We start from the raw sequence: 19,115 nt of genomic DNA on the forward strand, positions 1-19,115 counted from the left end.
TATTTTTCCTTTATTCAAATTCGTGCCATGAATGCCCATCTTTAGTGATTAAGGCAACGGATGCGACTGGTCCCCAAGTTCCGGCTTGGTAGGTTTTTGGGGCATCATTTTCTGATTCCCATGCACTAATAATTGAATCAACCCATTTCCATGCAGCTTCAACTTCATCACGATGAACAAATAATGCTTGGCGACCACGCATAACTTCAAGTAATAAACGCTCATAAGCATCAGCACTTTGTTGGTGAAAAGTTTCGCTGAAACTTAAGTCAAGTTTAGTGGTTTGTAAATTATGATTACTATCCAACCCTGGTACTTTATTTAGGATTTCAATATCCATACCTTCATCAGGTTGTAAACGAATCGTCAATTTATTTTGTGGCAATTCTGGATAAAATTCACTAAATAAATTAAGCGGTAATGGTTTGAAATAAACTACAACTTCAGAACATTTACTTGGTAAGCGCTTACCAGTGCGTAAATAAAAAGGAACACCTGCCCAGCGCCAGTTATCAATATCAACTCGAATTGCAACAAATGTTTCGGTATTACTTTTTGGGTTTGCGCCATCTTCTTCTAAATATCCCGGCACATTAACACCATTAACAAAACCTGCTGTATATTGCCCTCGAACTACTTTTTCACGAATATTGGATTTGTTAATTGGTCTAAGCGCATTAAGTACAGCTATCTTTTCATTACGCAAACTATCATCTTCAAGATTAGCAGGTGGGGACATGGCAATCATGGTTAATATTTGTAATAAATGGTTTTGTACCATATCACGCATTTGACCGGCTTTATCAAAATATCCCCAACGGCCTTCAATACCTACTTGTTCAGCTACCGTAATTTCAACATGATCAATTGAATTACGATCCCAAAATGACGCAAACACTGTATTAGCAAATCGTAAGGCTAATAGGTTTAATACTGATTCTTTACCTAAGTAATGATCAATACGATAAACTTGCGACTCACTAAAGAATTTAGCCACCGAATCATTGATTTCACGAGATGACTTGAGATCTGTTCCAAGTGGTTTTTCCATCACAATGCGGTTTTGCGATTGATTTAATCCTGCAGCAGCTAAACCTTGACAAATAGTCCCAAAAGCACCCGGGTGCATTGCAAAATAGAAAATAGCTGGATGATTCAAATCAAGTTTATTTTTCAATCCTTCAAAACCAGCACTATCATTAACATCTAGCTTATGAAAGTCCAATCGTTGGCTAAATCGTTGCCAAATATTATCGTCTAACGGTTCTGGCATAAACGAGATTAGTGCTTCTTTTGCTACCTCACAATAAGCGGCATGATCCCAATCAGCGCGCCCTACGCCTAAAATCTTTGTTTGTTCAGGTAGCTTTCCGTACTTTTCTAATTGATATAAAGACGGTAATAATTTACGTCTTGTCAAATCCCCTTTAGCACCAAAAATAACTAAATCGCAAGCTGGGATATCAGACATGGTTTTCTCCTACGATGGTATAATGTAATTATTCTATTATGTTGAATGGTTGGTGTACACCCGATTAATAGGATAAATCATAGTAATAGGCATTATCCTTTGTTTACTCTAAAACAAAAAGGCCACCTCTGGGTGACCTTTTGCTTGAAACAAGTTATTGGGTAATTTCCCAATAAGCAAATTATGCTCGTACAAAATCCATATGAACTAATTTTGGTTTAAATGCATGACGTTGTACTGCTTGCACTTTTACTTTAACTGCTTTTCCGTCAACTTCAATAGTTAACACTTCAGAATAAAATTCTGGTTTTTCTTGCATATTAAAAACTTGGTTGTGATCAAGCACAACAGAGATTGCAGGTTCAGTTCCACCATAAATAATGGCTGGGAATTTACCAGCGTGACGCAGGCGGCGGCTCGCACCCTTACCATGCTCTTTTCTAACTTCAGCTTTGAATGTAAACATATTAATTTCTCTTAATTATTTAAAATAGAAACCAATTACAGGCGACCCAGTAATTGGCTATCAAACTAGTACTTTAAAAAGCGTTGGAGATTATAAAGTGTTATCCCTCTAAACGCAATCAATTAATCATATTACAAATCAGTAAAATATTGATTACGTATATGGAATATTATATGCACACTTAGATCAATTCTATTTTAAAACCATAAGTTGATTTTTTATTCGGTAATAACTTTAATGGTTTTGTGATACAACCTGCTTCGACACAAACCATAGATTTATACTCACCATCACCAAAATCTCCCATTGATTTAGCTTTATTTATCCATGGATTCCAAGTAACAACATCACTTACATTAGTATTGGTTAATTGAATTGTTCGAGTGCCATCAGTAACAGTGATTTGATTACTTGCATTGGTATAAATACGATCGACCTCTTGATTAAATGTCAATTGGCCTACAGTCGCTGGTTTGTTTTCAGCAGCAAGTCGTTCTTGATAAGCTTCACCTAAACCTTTGACTACAACACTATCAATATTATCAACTCCAAAATAAGTATGTAGAGCACTAGTTACATCAAAGTCTGCTGAGCAGCTTAAAGAAACTTCACAAGTTTTACCTAGATGAAGATTTAATGATACCGAGAAAGGTTTGCTACAATAAGATTCTGTCTGCGGATTATTAGTGAGCGATAAAACAAGGGTAACGCCTTGCTCGTCCTCTTTACATGAATCTAATGTCCATTCGACAATGCGTGCAAAACCATGAGAAGGATTGCCTAACTGACCAAACCAAGGCCAACAAACAGGCACTCCACCTCGAATAGCTACACCTTTTTTAAAATTTGTTTTGTTACTCAGCCAAACAACTGGTGTTTGTTCAGTAGATGGTTGCCAAAATAATAAGTGTGCACCTTGTAATGCAACAGCAGCACAACAAGTGCTATGATTAATAACTAAAATTGGCAGTTCACCATAAATTGATTGTTTAATTGATGGGCTTAAGGATACACCTGATAAGCTACTCTCTAAAATCTCTTTATATATACTCATATTTACTCCTAAATAATAAATTTAACAACTTATTGATAATTGTATACTTCTTAAGTTAATAATAAAAACATAATAGATGCAAAAGCATTTTTTAAAGAATTGGAGTAAAATAAAGCACTATAAATAGTGAAACAACACTCTAATTGTTTTTGTCAAAAAGTTTCAGGTAACACTACGTTTATGTATAAAATCCCATTAAGTTTATATATCCATATGCCATGGTGCGTACAAAAATGTCCCTATTGCGATTTTAATTCACATACCATAAAAAAAACGCCAAATTATGAATCTTATGTAGAGCATTTGCTTAAAGACCTACAAAACGATACTATTTTCTGTTCAAACCGCTCAATTCATTCAATCTTTATTGGTGGAGGTACACCTAGTCTATTTTCAGCCGAGTTGATTGATAAATTATTATCAAATATAAATAAGATCATCCCTATACATAAGGATGCTGAAATCACCATTGAAGCTAACCCAAATTCTGTTGATATAGAAAGATTTAATGGCTATCAGCAAGCGGGTATAAACCGAATATCAATTGGCGTGCAAAGTTTTCAGACCGATAAACTTGTTAAATTAGGACGGGTACACGATCCCAAAGAAGCAATCACAGCCGGAAAACTTGCCAAAACATTAGATTTAAGAAGTTTTAATTTAGATTTAATGCATGGTTTGCCAAATCAAAGTATTGATGATGCTCTATATGACCTAAAACAAGCCATTGCTATTGCACCACCGCATTTATCTTGGTATCAATTAACGATTGAGCCAAATACGCTATTTGGTTCAAAACCACCAGTTTTACCTGATGATGATAAACTTTGGGAAATTTATCAACAAGGTAATCAATTATTAACTAAAAGTGGTTACCAACAATATGAAACCTCTGCTTATGCTAAAGAAGGATTACAATGCCAACATAATTTAAATTATTGGCGATTTGGAGACTATTTAGGCATTGGATGTGGCGCTCATGGTAAATTAACGCAACCTGATGGGAAAATTATTCGTACTATAAAAACTCGTCACCCAAAAGGGTATTTAGAGGGACGTTATTTAGATAAATATTATACAGTTCCAAAAGAGGAATTGCCTTTTGAATTTTTTATGAATCGTTTTAGACTTTTTGAACCAACACCTAAACATGAATTTGAACAACGGACTTATTTACCTTTACACTCAGTTGAAAAACAAATAGCGATTGCCATTGAAAAGAACTATTTAATTGAGGATAAACAAAACTGGCTGGTAACTGATCATGGCAAGTTATTCTTGAATTCGTTATTAGAGATGTTTTTATAGATAACATTTTGAAATACCTATATTTATCTAAAAAAACTTATCCTTTACGTTTATTTAACATGATAGATACGAACTATTTAATCAATTATTCACATATCTTTACAGACTTTCTTCAAAAAAAAGTACATACTATGTCTCGACAATGCATTATTTCATTGTTTTCCTATTCCTTATGTTTTCCCAATAACTTTTGTTATTGGGTTTTTTTTGCCTATAATTCCGATAATCACATTAATTTTAATAACTATTCAATTGAAGTATGAAAAAGGAAATGTTTTAGTTCAGCTAATGTAGAAGTTCCTTCCATCGGACCCTTTTTAGATACGGCTAAAGCACCACTAGCATTAGCATATTGCAAAGCTTGTTCAACAGAGTAACCTGCTAACATTAAACTGACAAATGTTGCTCCGAAACAATCTCCCGCACCAGTTGGATCTATCGAGTTGACCTTGTATCCATCAACATGAAGTGTTTGTAAATGACCTTGTTCATCAAGTCCATAATATTTAGCTCCTTTAGCCCCCCCTTTTACCACAATATGTTTAATACCTTTTTTAAGCAACTTAAACATGGTTTGTTGTTCATTTTCATTATTGTTAATAAAATAGCTAACTTCGCTTTCACTAGGTAAAAATATATCGGTATACTCCATAATATAATCGAAAGATTGTTCCATTTCTGGTATATCAAACATTTCTTTGCGTAGATTAGGATCAAATGAAATTGTACCACCTTTACTTTTGATGATATCCAATGCTTTTCTCATAGCATCAATCACACGAAATGAATAAAGCGATGACCCCATTACATGCAAATGAGTACAATCTCTTAATAAGTTTTCATTAATATGGTTAAACGAAAGTAAACCACATGCACTATTTGGAATGTTAAAAATAAAATCTCTTTCATTAGAACCTTTATAAGTAACAAATGCACTACCTGTATTGGCCTTATTATGTGGAGTAATACCATCAATGATGACACCATCACTTTTAAGGCGATGGATGCACATTTTTCCAAAAATATCTTTTCCTACACAACTAAAAAAAACAACAGGAAAACCTAATTTTGCAACTTGATCTGCAAATATTGCAGGGGCGCCACTAACAAAAGGACCGATAAACTCCCCAGCTTGATCGAAACGCTGATTTTGTTCTTTTGCTAAAAACTCAACTAGCAGTTCGCCTATCGTGCAGATTTTAAAACGCATATTATGTCTCCAATTTGTTTTGATAAGTTACACAATATTTATTTGAAATAAGCTGCTCAAAATTAGCATCTAATAATTGTTGATGGTACTCGGTTACAGCAGATCTTGATAACATCACCATATCAATATCAACTAAAGTTCCAATACTATTATCATTATTATGAATAATACGTTGCGGTAATATGCCAATTGTATGTGCTGCTTTTTTCATTATTTGTTGATAAATTCTAACCTGTTCTAAACTTTCAATAATCAATTGATTATCAGTATTGATTGAACTTAATTCGATAACAAAATGCGATATAGAAAATTGGTTCAAAATAAAATTGATCATTTTGTTATCTAACAAAAGATTCCCTTCCAGTACGGCTCCACCAACAAGCACTACTTCAGCATCGGTAAACTCTTTCGCTAATTGTGCATTGCTAATGTCATTCATAATAAGTATTAATGATTTTTTGCAATGTAAAAACGGAATCAACTTTCTTATCAAATTTCCATGGCTTAAAAACAATATATCGCCATCACTAATATAACTTAAACAGGTTTTAACTAATTCAATATCACAACTATTACTTTGTATATAACTTGGTGTATTAACACTCAGCTGATTAAACACACCTTCAGGGGTAACATAAATTGCACCACCAAAAGAACGCTTTAAATATCCTTGCTGCTCTAAATAAGTTAAATCTTGACGAATAGTCACATTTGAGACCTGAAGCAATTCAGATAATTCATCAACTTTAACTTCACCTTGCTTACGAACAATTTCTGCAATTTGTAATCGTCGTTTTAATAAACCTGAAGATGCTCTAGCCAATTTTATTTCCTACGCCATAGATAAAAATTAAGGATAGTGATAATAGAATTAATCATATATTAGGTCAACATCAAACTATGATTAGAATTTTATCTTATAAATCATACCATTAATAATTAACATTTTTTATCCCACAGCGTTTCACATATACATGTTAACTATCAAAACGAAAATTTATCAATCTTTTTTATTTCGTTTTAAAAGTAATGTTAATTTTTGTGATCTAACTCACGCGATTATTACTAGCTTAACTTTCGTTTTGAAATCATAATTAATGGAAATAATCTTCAAAACAAAAGTTACTAACATAATACAAAGTGAATTAGATTATTAAGGAGAAGTTATATGACTATTATTTCAAGTAATAACATGCTAAAAAAGGCTCAAACAGAACATTATGCTGTGCCTGCCTTTAATATCCATAACTTAGAAACTATGCAGGTCGTTGTTGAAACAGCAACAGAATTACAATCGCCCGTTATTTTGGCTGGTACACCTGGTACATACAGTTATGCAGAAACAGAAAATATACTTGCTATAGCAAATGCTTTATCAAAAAAGCATAACATTCCATTAGCTGTCCATTTAGATCATCACGAAGAATATAACGATATCACCAGTAAAATTAATGCAGGAGTAAGATCGGTAATGATTGATGGATCCCATTTTCCATATGAAGAAAATATCGCCATTGTCAAACAAGTAGTTGAATATGCTCACCGTTACGATGTTAGTGTTGAAGCTGAATTAGGTCGCCTTGGTGGCGTTGAAGATGATTTAATCGTTAATGATAAAGATGCTTTATATACTAATCCAAAACAAGCTTTAGATTTTATTGAAAAAACAGGAATTGACTCCCTCGCTATCGCCATTGGTACAGCACATGGTCTTTATAAATCAGAGCCAAAACTGGATTTTGATCGTTTATCAGAAATTCGCTCAATGGTTGATATTCCTCTCGTATTACATGGCGCTTCGGGTGTTCCAGAGAAAGACGTGCGTGAGTGTATTAAGCGTGGAATTTGTAAAGTAAATGTTGCGACAGAATTAAAAATTGCATTTTCAGATGCATTAAAACAATACTTTATTGAACATCCCGATGCCAATGATCCCCGCCATTATATGAAACCTGCAAAAGCAGCAATGAAAGACATTGTCAAAAAAATTATTACAACATGTGGATGTGCAGGCAAATTATAGAGGCCAAGATAATGATCTATACATTAACACTTAACACTGCAATCGATATGAATATTCATTGTCAAGGGCTTAACCCTAATGCAGTTAATCGAACCTCTCATACTGAATATAGCCCGAATGGCAAAGGAGTCAATGTTTCAATCGTATTGCATAAATTTGATAGCCCCACTTGTGCATTAGGATTCTTTGGTGGATTTTCTGGTAAATATATTATTGATGAACTAACGAAAATACAGGTCAAGACAAAACCCTGTTTTATTGATGATATCACGCGTATTAATGTTTTTATCAATGATAATGAAAACGAATATAAATTAGTCAGTAAAGGTCCGTTTATACCTAATGAGAAAAAAACAGAAATGCTAACTATTATTGAATCACTGGTTAACAATAGTTATTTAGTCATCAGTGGTAGCTTGCCAAATAATATTGAATCTGAATATTACGAGGCTATTTTAAATTTATGCAACAAAAAAAATATTCAAGTTATCCTTGATATTAGTCACCCAAAATTAAGTGATTTACTCTCCTATAAACCACTATTAATTAAACCTAATGATGATGAAGTAAAAGAGATTTTTGGCTTTGAAACGAAAACAAAACCACAAGTCATCGCTGCATTAGAAAATATTCATGCGCAAGGAGCGAGAAATATTTTATTAACCATGGGCGCTAAAGGGCTTTACTTTTCTAATGGGACAAATATTTGGTTTTGCAATGCTGTAAAAATCAAATTAATTAGCTCGGCTTGTGCCGGTGATGCGTCACTAGCAGCTTTTCTTAGTGAATGGCTACCTGAACAACAACATATTGAAAAAGCCATAAAAAAGGCATCAGCAACAGGCGCTAATGTTGCAGAATCAGACGGATTAGGTTTACTAAATAAAATCAATATTTATATGGATCAACTTGAAGTTACCCTAATCAAGTAAAGGAGATTGTTATGAAAAAAATATTAGCCGTTACAGGCTGCCCAACCGGTATCGCGCATACTTATATGGCTGAAGAGGCCTTAAAATCAGCGGCCCAAAAGGCTGGAGTCGAAATAAAAGTGGAAACCAATGGTGCAGGTGGTATTGATAACGCCATTACTGATGCTGATATTGTCAATGCAATTGGCGTTGTTATTGCAGCAGATAAAGATGTCAATCCAGATCGCTTTAATGGTTTACCCGTGATTGAAGTACCGGTTAAAGACGGTATCCATAAGGCTGCAGCACTAATCGAAAAAATTATGTCAGGTACAGTTCCTGTTCGTAAAGGCGCCCAAAATAGCACTAATAACACAGTTTCATCAAACCAAGTAGAAGTAAAAGAATCGATTGGACGCCAAATCTATAAGCACTTAATGAGTGGTGTGTCAAACATGCTACCATTTGTTGTCGCTGGTGGAGTACTAATTGCTTTATCATTTTTATGGGGAATCTATTCAGCCGACCCTAATAATGCCCAATATAATGAATTTGCTGCATTGTTAATGAAAATAGGTGGGCAAGCATTTGGCATAATGGTACCAATCTTTACTGGATTTATTGCCTATTCAATAGGTGGAAAACCTGGTATGGTGGCTGGTTTTGTTGGTGGCTTAATTGCCAACATTACTGGTGCAGGATTCTTAGGCGGAATTATAGCTGGCTTTGCAGCAGGCTATTTAATGCTTTATGTCAAAAAAATGTTAGATGGATTACCTCGTTCATTTGAAGGACTTAAATCGATTTTTATTATGCCATTAATTGGTGTATTTGTTATCGGTACAGGTATGTTTTTACTTGGTGGTCCAATTGCAAGTATTAATAATGGAATGAAATCTTTCCTTGAATCATTACAATCTGCAAATCCTGTTTTACTCGGTATTGTTATTGGAGCAATGTGTTCGTTTGACTTTGGTGGTCCTGTTAATAAAGCAGCGTATGTTACTGGCACTATGTTGTTAGGTGAAGGAAATTTCTATTTCATGGCAGGTGTGTCTGCTGCTTGTATAGTACCACCCTTTGTTATTGCATTCTCTACCACTATTTTCCGCAGCAAAGCTTTCACAGAAGAAGAACGTGCTGCTGGACTTGTTAACTATGTTTTAGGTTCGACACACATTACAGAAGGTGCAATCCCATTTGCGGCTAAGGATCCTTTGCGAGTAATTCCAATTATGATGTTATCTTCTGCAATTGCATCAGTATTGACATTCATATGTCAAATTCAAGTTCCAGCGCCACATGGAGGATTTTTAGTTCTGCCATTGGTTAATAAACCATTTTTATGGGTAGGCTGTATCTTTGTAGGAGCACTAGTTGGCGCTATTTTATTAGGTTTAGTACGTATTCATCAAAATCGACAATTAGTTGCCCAAAAATCAGTTTAATCAATCAAGAAATATACCGATTTATTTCGGTATATTCATTTTAGTAAGGAATAGAAATGAGCACATTAAATTTGACAGTACATGATATTTCAATCGTAACTGGATCCTATTCTAAAAAAGAAGCAATTAAAGATGTATCAGAAAAGATGATCCAAGCTAAGTTAGTCAAAGATGACTATACCCAAGCAATGTTTGATCGTGATAAACAAATTTCGACTTTTTTAGGTAACGGAATCGCCATTCCACACGGCACAACGGAAAAACGTGATAGCGTTATCCAAACTGGAATCAAAATCATATATTATCCTGAAGGAATCAATTGGGACGAAGATAATAATATAGCTTATGTTGTCATTGGTATTGCTGCAAAAGCCAATGAACATTTAGATATTTTACGTCAACTAACCCGAGCTGTAATTGCTGAAGATACGCTAACACGAATTCACGCAGTTAAAACTTCGGAGGATTTATTAGCAATTCTTCAAGGTAATTAAAAGATCTTGAGTTTGTAATAAAAAGAAAAGGCATAAAAATGTTGTTATAATATAATCTCAATAAAATCTATTAATAACAAAGCATTATGCCTATAAAATATTAATAGGCGCCTACTTAAAAAAGCTACAAAAATACATTATTTTAAAAGCATATTTAATATAACGTAATGGGAATAATATTGCCTTTTCAGAAACAGAACGACAGCAGTTGATGGAGCTTAAATTCGTGGATGCCAAAATTATTGAAAGACTTGAAGATATGCACTTCGATTCTTTCGATAAATTGCGTAATGCTAGTTTAGATGAAATTCTTAACAAAAGTACGTTATTATCAGGTTCAACTTGTTGGAAAAACAGTCATCAAGCAAAAACGGTAATAAATCATATTTTGAGTTTAGCCAACAATACGTAATATTTCTTTTATGAGTGGTAAGTACATCCAACTTTTCAATTGAACAATGATAATCGTTTTTTTGATTTCTTATCTATTTTCAAGATATTTATACTGAAACGTATAGTTACCTGAAACTTTTTCACAAAAAGATAGCTGTCAATATATCCCAATTTATGTAAGGCATAGTTAATCATATTGAAAAATATAAAATGTATAATTGATTCAATATAGCTTGTTTAATCTAAAAATAACGGTATGCTTTTCGCTAACATTATCATTTTATATAAACTTTATTAATTAGTTTTTGCTCATTTAGTTGAAGTTTGGCAAAATAGACACCCTAGCTAGGCGATGATGATTGTCTTAAATGATTTGAATTTGTTAATAATAAATAAAAAGTAATATAAACATGTTATTGTTAAATAAAAGCAGGAACGGAATTAGGATGATTAGTCGAATTAAACAACCTACAAAAATATTATTCATCTTGAGTTGCCTAAGTGGTATAGCCATTTGTTCTGCACCTGCTTTTGCCGATGAAGAACAACAAATTTTACCGCAAACAATTTCACCTCAAACTGAGGAAGAAATCGATGTTAATATTCCTGTTCAATCATCTCAGGATAAACAAATTGATATCGTTATTCCTACTGAAAAACGTGAGGTAATTTACCACAAAACCATCTTTTCACTTTCAGGTCAACCAAAGTATCATGTTGACTTTCAACATGTTGATTATGTAAATCCTAATGCACCTAAAGGTGGAGTAATTAAACTGGCTGAAGTTGGCTCTTTTGATAATTTGAATCGCTATGCTAGCCGTGGAGCACCTGAGCGAAATTCGGGAGCGTTATATGACACGCTTTTTACCAATACGGCTGATGATATTACTAGTTTTTATCCACTTATTGCGACATCAATAACTTATTCTGATAGTTATCGTTGGGCTGAGGTTACTATTAATTCCAACGCTCGTTTTCAAGATGAGAAACCAATAACTGCCCATGATGTTGAGTTTACCTTTCACAAATTTATGACCGAAGGCGTGCCTCAGTATCGTGTTTATAATAAAGGCATTACAGTTAAGGCAATAGATGATCACCATGTGCGTGTTGATATTCCCGATTCCGATCGGGAAAAACTCTTTTCATTCGTTGGTAGTATGCGAGTTATGCCGAAACATTTTTGGAAAGATCATGATCTTTCTGAACCACTAACTACACCACCAGTTGGTAGTGGTCCATACTACATTAGCGAATATAAATTAGGGCAATATGTTGTTTATCGACGTAATCCGAATTATTGGGCACGTAATTTACCTATTAATAAAGGCTTAGATAATTTTGACGAAAAACGTATTGATTATTATATGGATGATAACGTTTCGCTAGAAGCCTTTAAAGCTGGCGAATATGATTTGCGTGCTGAAGATCAACCTAAAAACTGGTTTACTCAATATCAAGGTAGATATTTTGATTCTAACCATATTATTAAACAAGAAAAACCAGTTCAAACAGCTACCGACACTAGATGGCTTGCGTTTAATTTACAAAAAGACCTATTTAAAGATATTAAAGTTCGTGAAGCCATTACCTTGGCATTTGATTTTGAATGGCTAAATCATGCCTTTTATTATGACAGTTACAAAAGACCTTATAGTTTCTTCGAAAATACCATTTATGCCGCAATCGGCACACCTAGTGAGCAAGAATTAAAATGGCTTAATGCTTATAAAGATATTATTCCAAAGCGTGCTTTCGGCAATGCCTATTATGTGCCAAAAAGTGATGGTCAGGGCTTTAATCGTGATAATTTATTAAAGGCAGCAGAATTATTAAAACAAGCGGGCTGGGAAGTTAAAGACGGTAAGCTGATTAACACTAAAACACAGCAACCATTTGAATTTGAACTGATCAGTTACCTCGGTAGTGATATTAAATATGCCATTCCCTTTCAACAAAATTTAGCACGTTTGGGGATCACCATGAATATTACCTTGCTAGATTCAGCACAACAATTACGACGTGTTCGTGAACGTGATTATGATATGGTTGCACGTGATTATTATGCCGTAAATTACCCAAGCTCTAATTTGCTATTGCTTTGGGGAAGCGAGTATCTTAACTCATCATGGAATGCTTCGGGTTTGCATAATAAGGCTATTGATGCCATTATTGCTGAAATCACCAAACATGTGGATAATCAAGAAGAGTTAGTCCCGCTAGGACGAGCGCTTGATCGGATTTTAACGCAAGAATATCCAATGATTCCAATGTGGTATAACAGTAAAACGTATTATGCATACTGGAATAAATTTGGGCAACCAGCTATACAACCTACTTATGCAATCGGAGTTGATAGTTGGTGGTATGATGCAAACAAAGCAGCTAGCCTACCTAAAAATCGGGAACATTAATATGATCAATTACCTTATTCGTCGACTGTTGCTGATTATTCCAACATTGTTTGTGATTTTAACTATCAACTTTTTTATTGTACAAGTTGCGCCAGGTGGACCCGTTGATCAGGCGCTTGCTATGATTGAAAACGGACCGCAAGCAGGGCAAGGGCTATTGCCTGGGAGTGGTGGCTCATCTACGCCAGTGCAGCAATATAAAAATGAATCAAATTATCGCGGTTCACGCGGTCTTGATCCCCAAGTTGTCGCAATGATAGAAAAGCAGTACGGCTTTGATAAACCGATATTTGAACGTTATATCGAAACACTAAAGAAATATATATTATTTGATTTTGGTAATAGTTTTTTTAAAAGTGAATCGGTACTAGGTTTAATTGCCAAAAGTTTACCTGTTTCAATTTCATTAGGATTATGGAGTACTTTGATTGTTTATCTCATTTCAATCCCGTTAGGCATTCGCAAAGCAATGAAGGATGGTTCTGCATTTGATTTTTGGTCAAGTACATTAATTATTATTGGCTATGCGATACCTGCTTTTTTATTGGCAGTTTTATTTATTGTATTATTTGCTGGCGGTAGTTATTGGGATATTTTTCCTCTACGAGGGCTAATATCGAACCATTTTGATCAACTCGATTTTTGGGGCAAAATAAAAGACTACGCATGGCATATCTGTTTACCCACTATTGCAATGGTCATTGGCGGTTTTGCATCACTCACCATGCTAACTAAAAATTCATTTTTAGATGAAATCCGCAAACAATATGTAATAACCGCACGTGCTAAAGGATTAAGTGAAAGAAAAATTTTATATAAACATGTTTTTCGCAATGCAACATTACTGATTGTATCGGGCTTTCCTGCAGCTTTTGTTGGTATTTTATTTACTGGTTCATTATTGATTGAAATTATCTTTTCGCTTAATGGACTTGGGCTATTGGGATATGAGGCAATTATACAACGTGATTACCCAGTGATTTTTGGTTCATTGTATATTTTTACATTAATCAGCCTTATTACTAAATTATTATCTGATTTATCTTATATGATGATTGACCCACGTATTGACTTTGAGGCTCGCAACTAATGACCACCCATTACTCTATTAATCAACAGCGTTGGCAACGATTTAAACAGAATCGTCGTGGTTATTATTCACTTTGGTTATTTATGATCTGTTTTGTGATTAGCTTATTTGCTGATTTTATTGTTAACGATAGACCAATTTTTATTAAATATCAGGATAATTACTATTCGCCGATTTTTCATTTTTATCCAGAAACGGAATTTGGTGGACAATTAGCCACGCAAACCAACTTTCTTGATCCTGCTGTACAAAATAAAATAGAAGCTAATGGCTGGATTTTATGGGCGCCATTTCGTTATAGCTACAATACATTAATTTATGATACATCCAACACGTTTCCAACGCCGCCTTCGGCATCACATTGGTTAGGCACCACCGATGCAGGTTTCGATGTATTAGCCAATATTTTATACGGTTTTCGCATATCTATGTTTTTTGCGATTTTCTTGACGATTCTCACTTCAATTATTGGTGTCATTTTTGGGGCTATACAAGGCTATTATGGAGGTAAAATTGATCTAATCGGTCAACGTTTCATAGAAATATGGAGTGGGTTACCAGAGCTATTTGTTATTATTCTGTTAGCCAGTATTTTACCGCTTAATTTTTGGTGGTTATTAGGTATTACCGTATTATTTGGTTGGATGGCTTTAGTAGGTGTTGTGCGTACTGAATTTTTGCGTACTCGCAATTTTGATTATATTCGTGCAGCTAAAGCAATGGGAGTTAGTGATACTAAAATTATGTTTCGTCATATCTTGCCTAATGCCATGGTGGCAACATTAACCTTTTTACCTTTTATACTTTGTGGCTCGATAACAACACTAACAGCGCTAGATTTTTTAGGTTTTGGTTTACCGATTGATTCGCCATCACTAGGACGATTATTACTACAAGGTAAAAACAATCTACAAGCTCCTTGGCTTGGCATCAGTTCATTTTTAGTTATTGCAACTTTACTGTCACTGCTTATTTTTATTGGTGAAGCAGTAAGAGATGCATTTGATCCAAACAAAGGAGTGTATTAATGAGTTCTCCTTTATTATCCATTCAGGATTTAAGTGTTGCATTTAAACGTGGTACGCATTTACTATCGCAAGTAGTAAGTAATGTTAGTTTTGATATTAATGAGCAAGAAACACTTGCTTTAGTGGGAGAGTCAGGCTCAGGGAAAAGCATTACCGCATTATCAATTTTACGACTACTACGTAAAGAACAAGTGGTATACCCTACTGGTGATATTTTGTTTGAAGGAAAATCATTATTACATGCGCCAGATAAAGAACTTCGTAAAGTTCGTGGCAATGAAATTAGCATGATCTTCCAAGAACCGATGGTGTCATTAAATCCTCTACATACAGTTGAAAAGCAACTTTATGAAGTGCTGGCATTACATCGAGGAATGAAGCGTAATCAAGCTCGTGGCGAAATTTTACAATACCTTGATCGTGTAGGCATTAAGGAACCAAAAAGTAAATTATCAGCTTATCCTCATCAACTATCTGGTGGCGAAAGGCAGCGAGTAATGATTGCTATGGCAATATTAACGCATCCAAAGTTACTTATTGCTGACGAACCGACAACAGCACTAGATGTATCTGTACAGGCACAAATTATTCAGTTACTAAAAGAGTTAAAGAAAGAACTCAATATGAGTATGCTTTTTATTTCGCATAACCTTGGTATTGTTAAAAAGCTTGCTGATAAAGTGGCTGTTATGCAACAGGGCCAAATTATTGAATACAATAATAAACAGCGTGTCTTTTTACGTCCACAGCATGAATATACTCAAACACTATTGAATTCAGAGCCAAAAGGTGAACCTGTACCATTGCCCGATTCACCTGGAATATTACTTAATGTTAATCACCTTAATGTTGAAGTCATTACCAAAAAACGTTTATTTAGCAGCCAAAAGAAGAAAATTATCAACAATATTGGGTTTGCTGTACACCAAGGTGAAACGGTTGGCATTGTAGGTGAGTCAGGATCGGGTAAAAGCACTACAGCACTAGCTATTTTACGATTGATTAAATCACAGGGCAAAATTGTATTTGACAGCCATCCGATACAAAATTTGACTGGTAAAAAATTATTACCATTTCGAAGCCGTATCCAAGTAGTATTTCAAGATCCGTTCTCTTCGCTTAATCCTCGCCTCAATGTTGAGCAAATTATTAGTGAAGGATTAATGACTCATAAAAAATTAAACAAAGTTCAGCGTGAACAAGCAGTAATCGATATTATGCAAGAAGTTGGGCTTGATCCAGATATGCGTTATCGCTATCCGATCGAGTTTTCTGGAGGGCAACGTCAACGAATAGCTATTGCTAGAGCTTTAATTTTACAGCCTGAATTATTGATTTTAGACGAACCTACTTCATCGTTGGATCATACTATTCAAAAACAAATTATTAATTTACTGAAATCATTGCAAGAAAAGCATCAGCTTAGTTATTTGTTTATTAGCCATGATTTAGCGTTGGTTTACACTATGTGTCACCAAGTGGTTGTTATGAAAGATGGTAGTATTATTGAGCAAGGCTCACGTGAGAAGATCTTCTATTCTCCTGAAGATGAATATACAAAAGCATTACTTTCATTTTTAGATAAGCCACCTCGAAAGAAAAGTAACACTATGATACATAAAGATAAAATTGACAAAACAGAGCAATTTACTCATAAGGATGAATCTCAACAAGATCTACAGCGAGATAAGAAAAAAGATAGAGAGGTCAGTTGGGAAGATGCCTTGTTAATGCGTAGAAAATAAATATGCAACGCAATAATTTAACAATGGTTTATAATATAAACCATTGTTAATAAGTCAATATATCAATCTATTTAGCAGGTTTATTATGCAAAAACGAATACTACCTTTTTTATTAACCCCTTGCTTATCAATAATTCCAATAAATGCCATGGCGATAACCTGTAGTGATAATCCTATTCAGAATATAGTTGAGGCAAATAACTATATCTTTCAAATCCTCGATTATATTGACTCACCAGTAAGAAATATTAAACAAGAGATTCGGACTTCAACTACCAAATTGGGAGCGGATGCTAACAGCTCTACAGCTAAGCACGAACTAGAATATGCTTCTAACGGACTTATCACACAAAGCCATTATGATCTTTATTCAGATAAAAATACCCGTATTTACTCGGAACACCTACAGAAAAATAAATCTGGTTGGGAAAATATCATTGAAGATGTAGAAGATAAAACTAACAGCATTATCCAATTTAATACCGATGAACAAGGCAAAATTGTCGTATCACAGCAAACTAAAAAAGCTACCGATTTTGTCTTTTTTGAAACAGATAATTATGTATACGACAGTAATAATTGTCTTATCAATAAAAATGTACAATGGCTACTTAAAGAAACTGATGAGAATGGTAACTACACAGGTAAAGAACAAAAAGGGGCTTCAATTTATACATTTGGATATCAAGAGCAACAGCTAACCAAAGTGTTGTATCAATTTAGTAATAATATGAGAAATGAGAGTGATTTTTCGTATCAATATGATAATGGTCATCATCGATTAACAACCATTGAAGCTACTTATTTGTCATCAGGCAAAGAAGCGGCTCATTATGTAACTAATTTTTCAACCTTTAATGAAAAAAACGATTGGCTAACAGCAATTAAAATTAAAAATAATAACGGTGGTAAACAGACAACTATTACCCGCAAACTTACTTATTATTAGTCTTTAAAATACACAAAACGTGATTTGATTGATAACGTTTTGTGTATTTTTGCCGTTGTTCTTACAATTCAAAAAAATATCTCTTACATTCGAATAAACAATATATAAATAGCATGTAATGTCCATGCTAATGCTAATCCAAACGTCAGTAATTTTTCACGTTTAGGATAGATTTTACGCTCGTGTAAAATGGATAAAATTTGTTGTAATCCACACCAGATAGGTAATGAAATCATCAAAAATAAAAAAACTTTACCAATTTCTTTATTGGCTATTTTAAGAATATAAGAACGTGTTATTGCATCGCCAAAAGGAATAATAAATGCCAAAATGACAAGCACAACTGGTAAAAAAATTGCAGCCCATGTACCGCCTAAAGCAAATAATCCTTTTATGACTTTTCCATCAGTATTTTTAACTTGAATTTGTTGATTTTTCATTAATTCAATACCACTCACTTCAATACAAATAAAAATAAAAAAATCGAAACAGTTAGCATCACCATCCACAGTCCCGCAATCAGTAATAATGCGTTAGATTTTTTATTAAATATTGTGCAAGGTAAAGCTTTGGGTATTAAATTAAACCAAACTATTGAATGGTAAACACTAATAAATAATGCAATACAATTAAGCACCACAACAAAAGGGCTACGTAAAAAGAAGATAAAACGGTAAAACTCATCTTGTCCAACAGTGTTAGTGTACATACATATTACGCCATACATTAAAACTAAACTTACCCAAATCATCGAAAAAGGAACTAATTTATGCATAATTGAAATTATAAAAGAGCGTTTTACATCGGTTTGAGTCGTATCAAGGCAATTATTGGTATTTTGTTGATTCATAAATCTCTCTTGGTAGCATTGTGTTTTATGCTAGTAATAGTTTGGTAGTTTTTTACTTGGTTATTACAAGTGTTAATCTGCTTTATCTTGCTAACTTATAACAATTCATAATATAACCTTTTAATACAGCAATACTATAAAAAAGTACGTCTAATTTTAGTGAGTAGTCATGCTTGGATAAAAAAGAAAGCCCAATATAAAGTAAGTATCAGAATTATCATTGCTATATTACTTATATTTTTAATAATGCATAGCAAG

General features: G+C 33.9%; 17 protein-coding genes and 1 pseudogene. 11 read left to right on the top strand and 7 right to left on the bottom strand.

Annotated features, from left to right (window positions below; genetic code table 11):
* Positions 1 to 10: 10 nt before the first annotated feature.
* The 3 genes from zwf to ACGH6S_RS03580 form a co-directional block, all read right to left on the bottom strand.
* Positions 11 to 1,471: a glucose-6-phosphate dehydrogenase gene (zwf, locus tag ACGH6S_RS03570; protein ID WP_065590363.1), complete on the bottom strand. Its 1,461-nt coding sequence runs from the start codon at positions 1,469 to 1,471 to the stop codon at positions 11 to 13.
* Between the two features lie 181 nt (positions 1,472 to 1,652).
* On the bottom strand, positions 1,653 to 1,937 hold the full coding sequence (gene rplY / locus ACGH6S_RS03575; RefSeq protein WP_065560399.1) for a 50S ribosomal protein L25: 285 nt from the start codon (positions 1,935 to 1,937) through the stop codon (positions 1,653 to 1,655).
* 181 nt (positions 1,938 to 2,118) lie between these two features.
* Entirely contained in the window at positions 2,119 to 2,991 is an 873-nt protein-coding gene (locus ACGH6S_RS03580) for a D-hexose-6-phosphate mutarotase (protein WP_174798743.1), read from the bottom strand.
* 180 nt (positions 2,992 to 3,171) lie between these two features.
* Here ACGH6S_RS03580 and hemW point away from each other — a divergent pair, with 180 nt between their 5' ends.
* Positions 3,172 to 4,299, top strand: a complete 1,128-nt coding sequence (gene hemW / locus ACGH6S_RS03585; RefSeq protein WP_174798744.1) for a radical SAM family heme chaperone HemW — start codon at positions 3,172 to 3,174, stop codon at positions 4,297 to 4,299.
* A 244-nt stretch (positions 4,300 to 4,543) separates the two neighbouring features.
* Here the strand turns inward: hemW and ACGH6S_RS03590 are convergent, their stop codons facing one another.
* Positions 4,544 to 5,509: a sugar kinase gene (locus tag ACGH6S_RS03590; RefSeq protein WP_034910205.1), complete on the bottom strand. Its 966-nt coding sequence runs from the start codon at positions 5,507 to 5,509 to the stop codon at positions 4,544 to 4,546.
* 1 nt (position 5,510) lies between these two features.
* Positions 5,511 to 6,332 carry a DeoR/GlpR family DNA-binding transcription regulator gene (locus ACGH6S_RS03595; RefSeq protein ID WP_065590359.1) on the bottom strand — a complete coding sequence of 274 codons (822 nt, stop codon included), beginning with the start codon at positions 6,330 to 6,332 and terminating at the stop codon, positions 5,511 to 5,513.
* Between the two features lie 345 nt (positions 6,333 to 6,677).
* Here ACGH6S_RS03595 and ACGH6S_RS03600 point away from each other — a divergent pair, with 345 nt between their 5' ends.
* From ACGH6S_RS03600 to ACGH6S_RS03645, 10 genes and pseudogenes are all read left to right on the top strand, one after another.
* Entirely contained in the window at positions 6,678 to 7,532 is an 855-nt protein-coding gene (locus tag ACGH6S_RS03600; RefSeq protein ID WP_034910211.1) for a tagatose bisphosphate family class II aldolase, read from the top strand.
* Positions 7,533 to 7,543: 11 nt separating this feature from the next.
* Positions 7,544 to 8,464 carry a 1-phosphofructokinase gene (gene pfkB, locus ACGH6S_RS03605; RefSeq protein WP_411578347.1) on the top strand — a complete coding sequence of 307 codons (921 nt, stop codon included), beginning with the start codon at positions 7,544 to 7,546 and terminating at the stop codon, positions 8,462 to 8,464.
* An 11-nt stretch (positions 8,465 to 8,475) separates the two neighbouring features.
* Positions 8,476 to 9,891, top strand: a complete 1,416-nt coding sequence (locus ACGH6S_RS03610) for a PTS fructose transporter subunit IIC (RefSeq protein WP_411578346.1) — start codon at positions 8,476 to 8,478, stop codon at positions 9,889 to 9,891.
* A 56-nt stretch (positions 9,892 to 9,947) separates the two neighbouring features.
* The gene (locus ACGH6S_RS03615) at positions 9,948 to 10,385 is read left to right on the top strand and encodes a PTS sugar transporter subunit IIA (RefSeq protein WP_411578345.1); all 438 of its coding nucleotides are present in this window, start codon (positions 9,948 to 9,950) and stop codon (positions 10,383 to 10,385) included.
* 211 nt (positions 10,386 to 10,596) lie between these two features.
* Positions 10,597 to 10,797, top strand: coding sequence for a helix-hairpin-helix domain-containing protein (locus ACGH6S_RS03620; protein WP_194240433.1), 201 nt, complete (start codon positions 10,597 to 10,599; stop codon positions 10,795 to 10,797).
* Positions 10,798 to 11,224: 427 nt separating this feature from the next.
* Positions 11,225 to 13,195: an extracellular solute-binding protein gene (locus ACGH6S_RS03625; RefSeq protein ID WP_411578344.1), complete on the top strand. Its 1,971-nt coding sequence runs from the start codon at positions 11,225 to 11,227 to the stop codon at positions 13,193 to 13,195.
* 1 nt (position 13,196) lies between these two features.
* Positions 13,197 to 14,285, top strand: coding sequence for a microcin C ABC transporter permease YejB (locus tag ACGH6S_RS03630; RefSeq protein WP_411578343.1), 1,089 nt, complete (start codon positions 13,197 to 13,199; stop codon positions 14,283 to 14,285).
* Positions 14,285 to 15,313 carry an ABC transporter permease gene (locus ACGH6S_RS03635; RefSeq protein WP_411578342.1) on the top strand — a complete coding sequence of 343 codons (1,029 nt, stop codon included), beginning with the start codon at positions 14,285 to 14,287 and terminating at the stop codon, positions 15,311 to 15,313. The genes ACGH6S_RS03630 and ACGH6S_RS03635 overlap by 1 nt, the downstream gene beginning before the upstream one ends.
* Positions 15,313 to 16,896 (top strand): annotated as a pseudogene (gene yejF / locus ACGH6S_RS03640) (microcin C ABC transporter ATP-binding protein YejF); the annotation flags it as partial. The gene ACGH6S_RS03635 and the pseudogene yejF, both read left to right, overlap by 1 nt.
* Before the next feature lie 247 nt (positions 16,897 to 17,143).
* The gene (locus ACGH6S_RS03645; protein WP_411578341.1) at positions 17,144 to 18,007 is read left to right on the top strand and encodes a hypothetical protein; all 864 of its coding nucleotides are present in this window, start codon (positions 17,144 to 17,146) and stop codon (positions 18,005 to 18,007) included.
* Between the two features lie 83 nt (positions 18,008 to 18,090).
* On the opposite strand, the gene frdD is transcribed toward ACGH6S_RS03645, so the two are convergent.
* Together frdD and ACGH6S_RS03655 are read right to left on the bottom strand one after the other, a co-directional pair.
* On the bottom strand, positions 18,091 to 18,447 hold the full coding sequence (gene frdD / locus ACGH6S_RS03650) for a fumarate reductase subunit FrdD (protein ID WP_065560802.1): 357 nt from the start codon (positions 18,445 to 18,447) through the stop codon (positions 18,091 to 18,093).
* Between the two features lie 14 nt (positions 18,448 to 18,461).
* A complete protein-coding gene (locus tag ACGH6S_RS03655; protein ID WP_411578340.1) occupies positions 18,462 to 18,857 on the bottom strand; it encodes a hypothetical protein in 396 nt (131 codons plus the stop codon).
* Positions 18,858 to 19,115: the final 258 nt, after the last annotated feature.

It is taken from the genome of Gilliamella sp. BG3, from assembly GCF_046635605.1.
Classification (GTDB): domain Bacteria; phylum Pseudomonadota; class Gammaproteobacteria; order Enterobacterales; family Orbaceae; genus Gilliamella; species Gilliamella bombi.

Coding starts and splice junctions, on each gene's coding strand:
- zwf (WP_065590363.1), bottom strand. CDS start 1,471: ATGTCTGATATCCCAGCTTGCGATTTAGTTATTTTTGGTGCTAAAGGG.
- rplY (WP_065560399.1), bottom strand. CDS start 1,937: ATGTTTACATTCAAAGCTGAAGTTAGAAAAGAGCATGGTAAGGGTGCG.
- ACGH6S_RS03580 (WP_174798743.1), bottom strand. CDS start 2,991: ATGAGTATATATAAAGAGATTTTAGAGAGTAGCTTATCAGGTGTATCC.
- hemW (WP_174798744.1), top strand. CDS start 3,172: ATGTATAAAATCCCATTAAGTTTATATATCCATATGCCATGGTGCGTA.
- ACGH6S_RS03590 (WP_034910205.1), bottom strand. CDS start 5,509: ATGCGTTTTAAAATCTGCACGATAGGCGAACTGCTAGTTGAGTTTTTA.
- ACGH6S_RS03600 (WP_034910211.1), top strand. CDS start 6,678: ATGACTATTATTTCAAGTAATAACATGCTAAAAAAGGCTCAAACAGAA.
- pfkB (WP_411578347.1), top strand. CDS start 7,544: ATGATCTATACATTAACACTTAACACTGCAATCGATATGAATATTCAT.
- ACGH6S_RS03610 (WP_411578346.1), top strand. CDS start 8,476: ATGAAAAAAATATTAGCCGTTACAGGCTGCCCAACCGGTATCGCGCAT.
- ACGH6S_RS03615 (WP_411578345.1), top strand. CDS start 9,948: ATGAGCACATTAAATTTGACAGTACATGATATTTCAATCGTAACTGGA.
- ACGH6S_RS03620 (WP_194240433.1), top strand. CDS start 10,597: ATGGAGCTTAAATTCGTGGATGCCAAAATTATTGAAAGACTTGAAGAT.
- ACGH6S_RS03625 (WP_411578344.1), top strand. CDS start 11,225: ATGATTAGTCGAATTAAACAACCTACAAAAATATTATTCATCTTGAGT.
- ACGH6S_RS03630 (WP_411578343.1), top strand. CDS start 13,197: ATGATCAATTACCTTATTCGTCGACTGTTGCTGATTATTCCAACATTG.
- ACGH6S_RS03635 (WP_411578342.1), top strand. CDS start 14,285: ATGACCACCCATTACTCTATTAATCAACAGCGTTGGCAACGATTTAAA.
- ACGH6S_RS03645 (WP_411578341.1), top strand. CDS start 17,144: ATGCAAAAACGAATACTACCTTTTTTATTAACCCCTTGCTTATCAATA.
- frdD (WP_065560802.1), bottom strand. CDS start 18,447: ATGAAAAATCAACAAATTCAAGTTAAAAATACTGATGGAAAAGTCATA.
- ACGH6S_RS03655 (WP_411578340.1), bottom strand. CDS start 18,857: ATGAATCAACAAAATACCAATAATTGCCTTGATACGACTCAAACCGAT.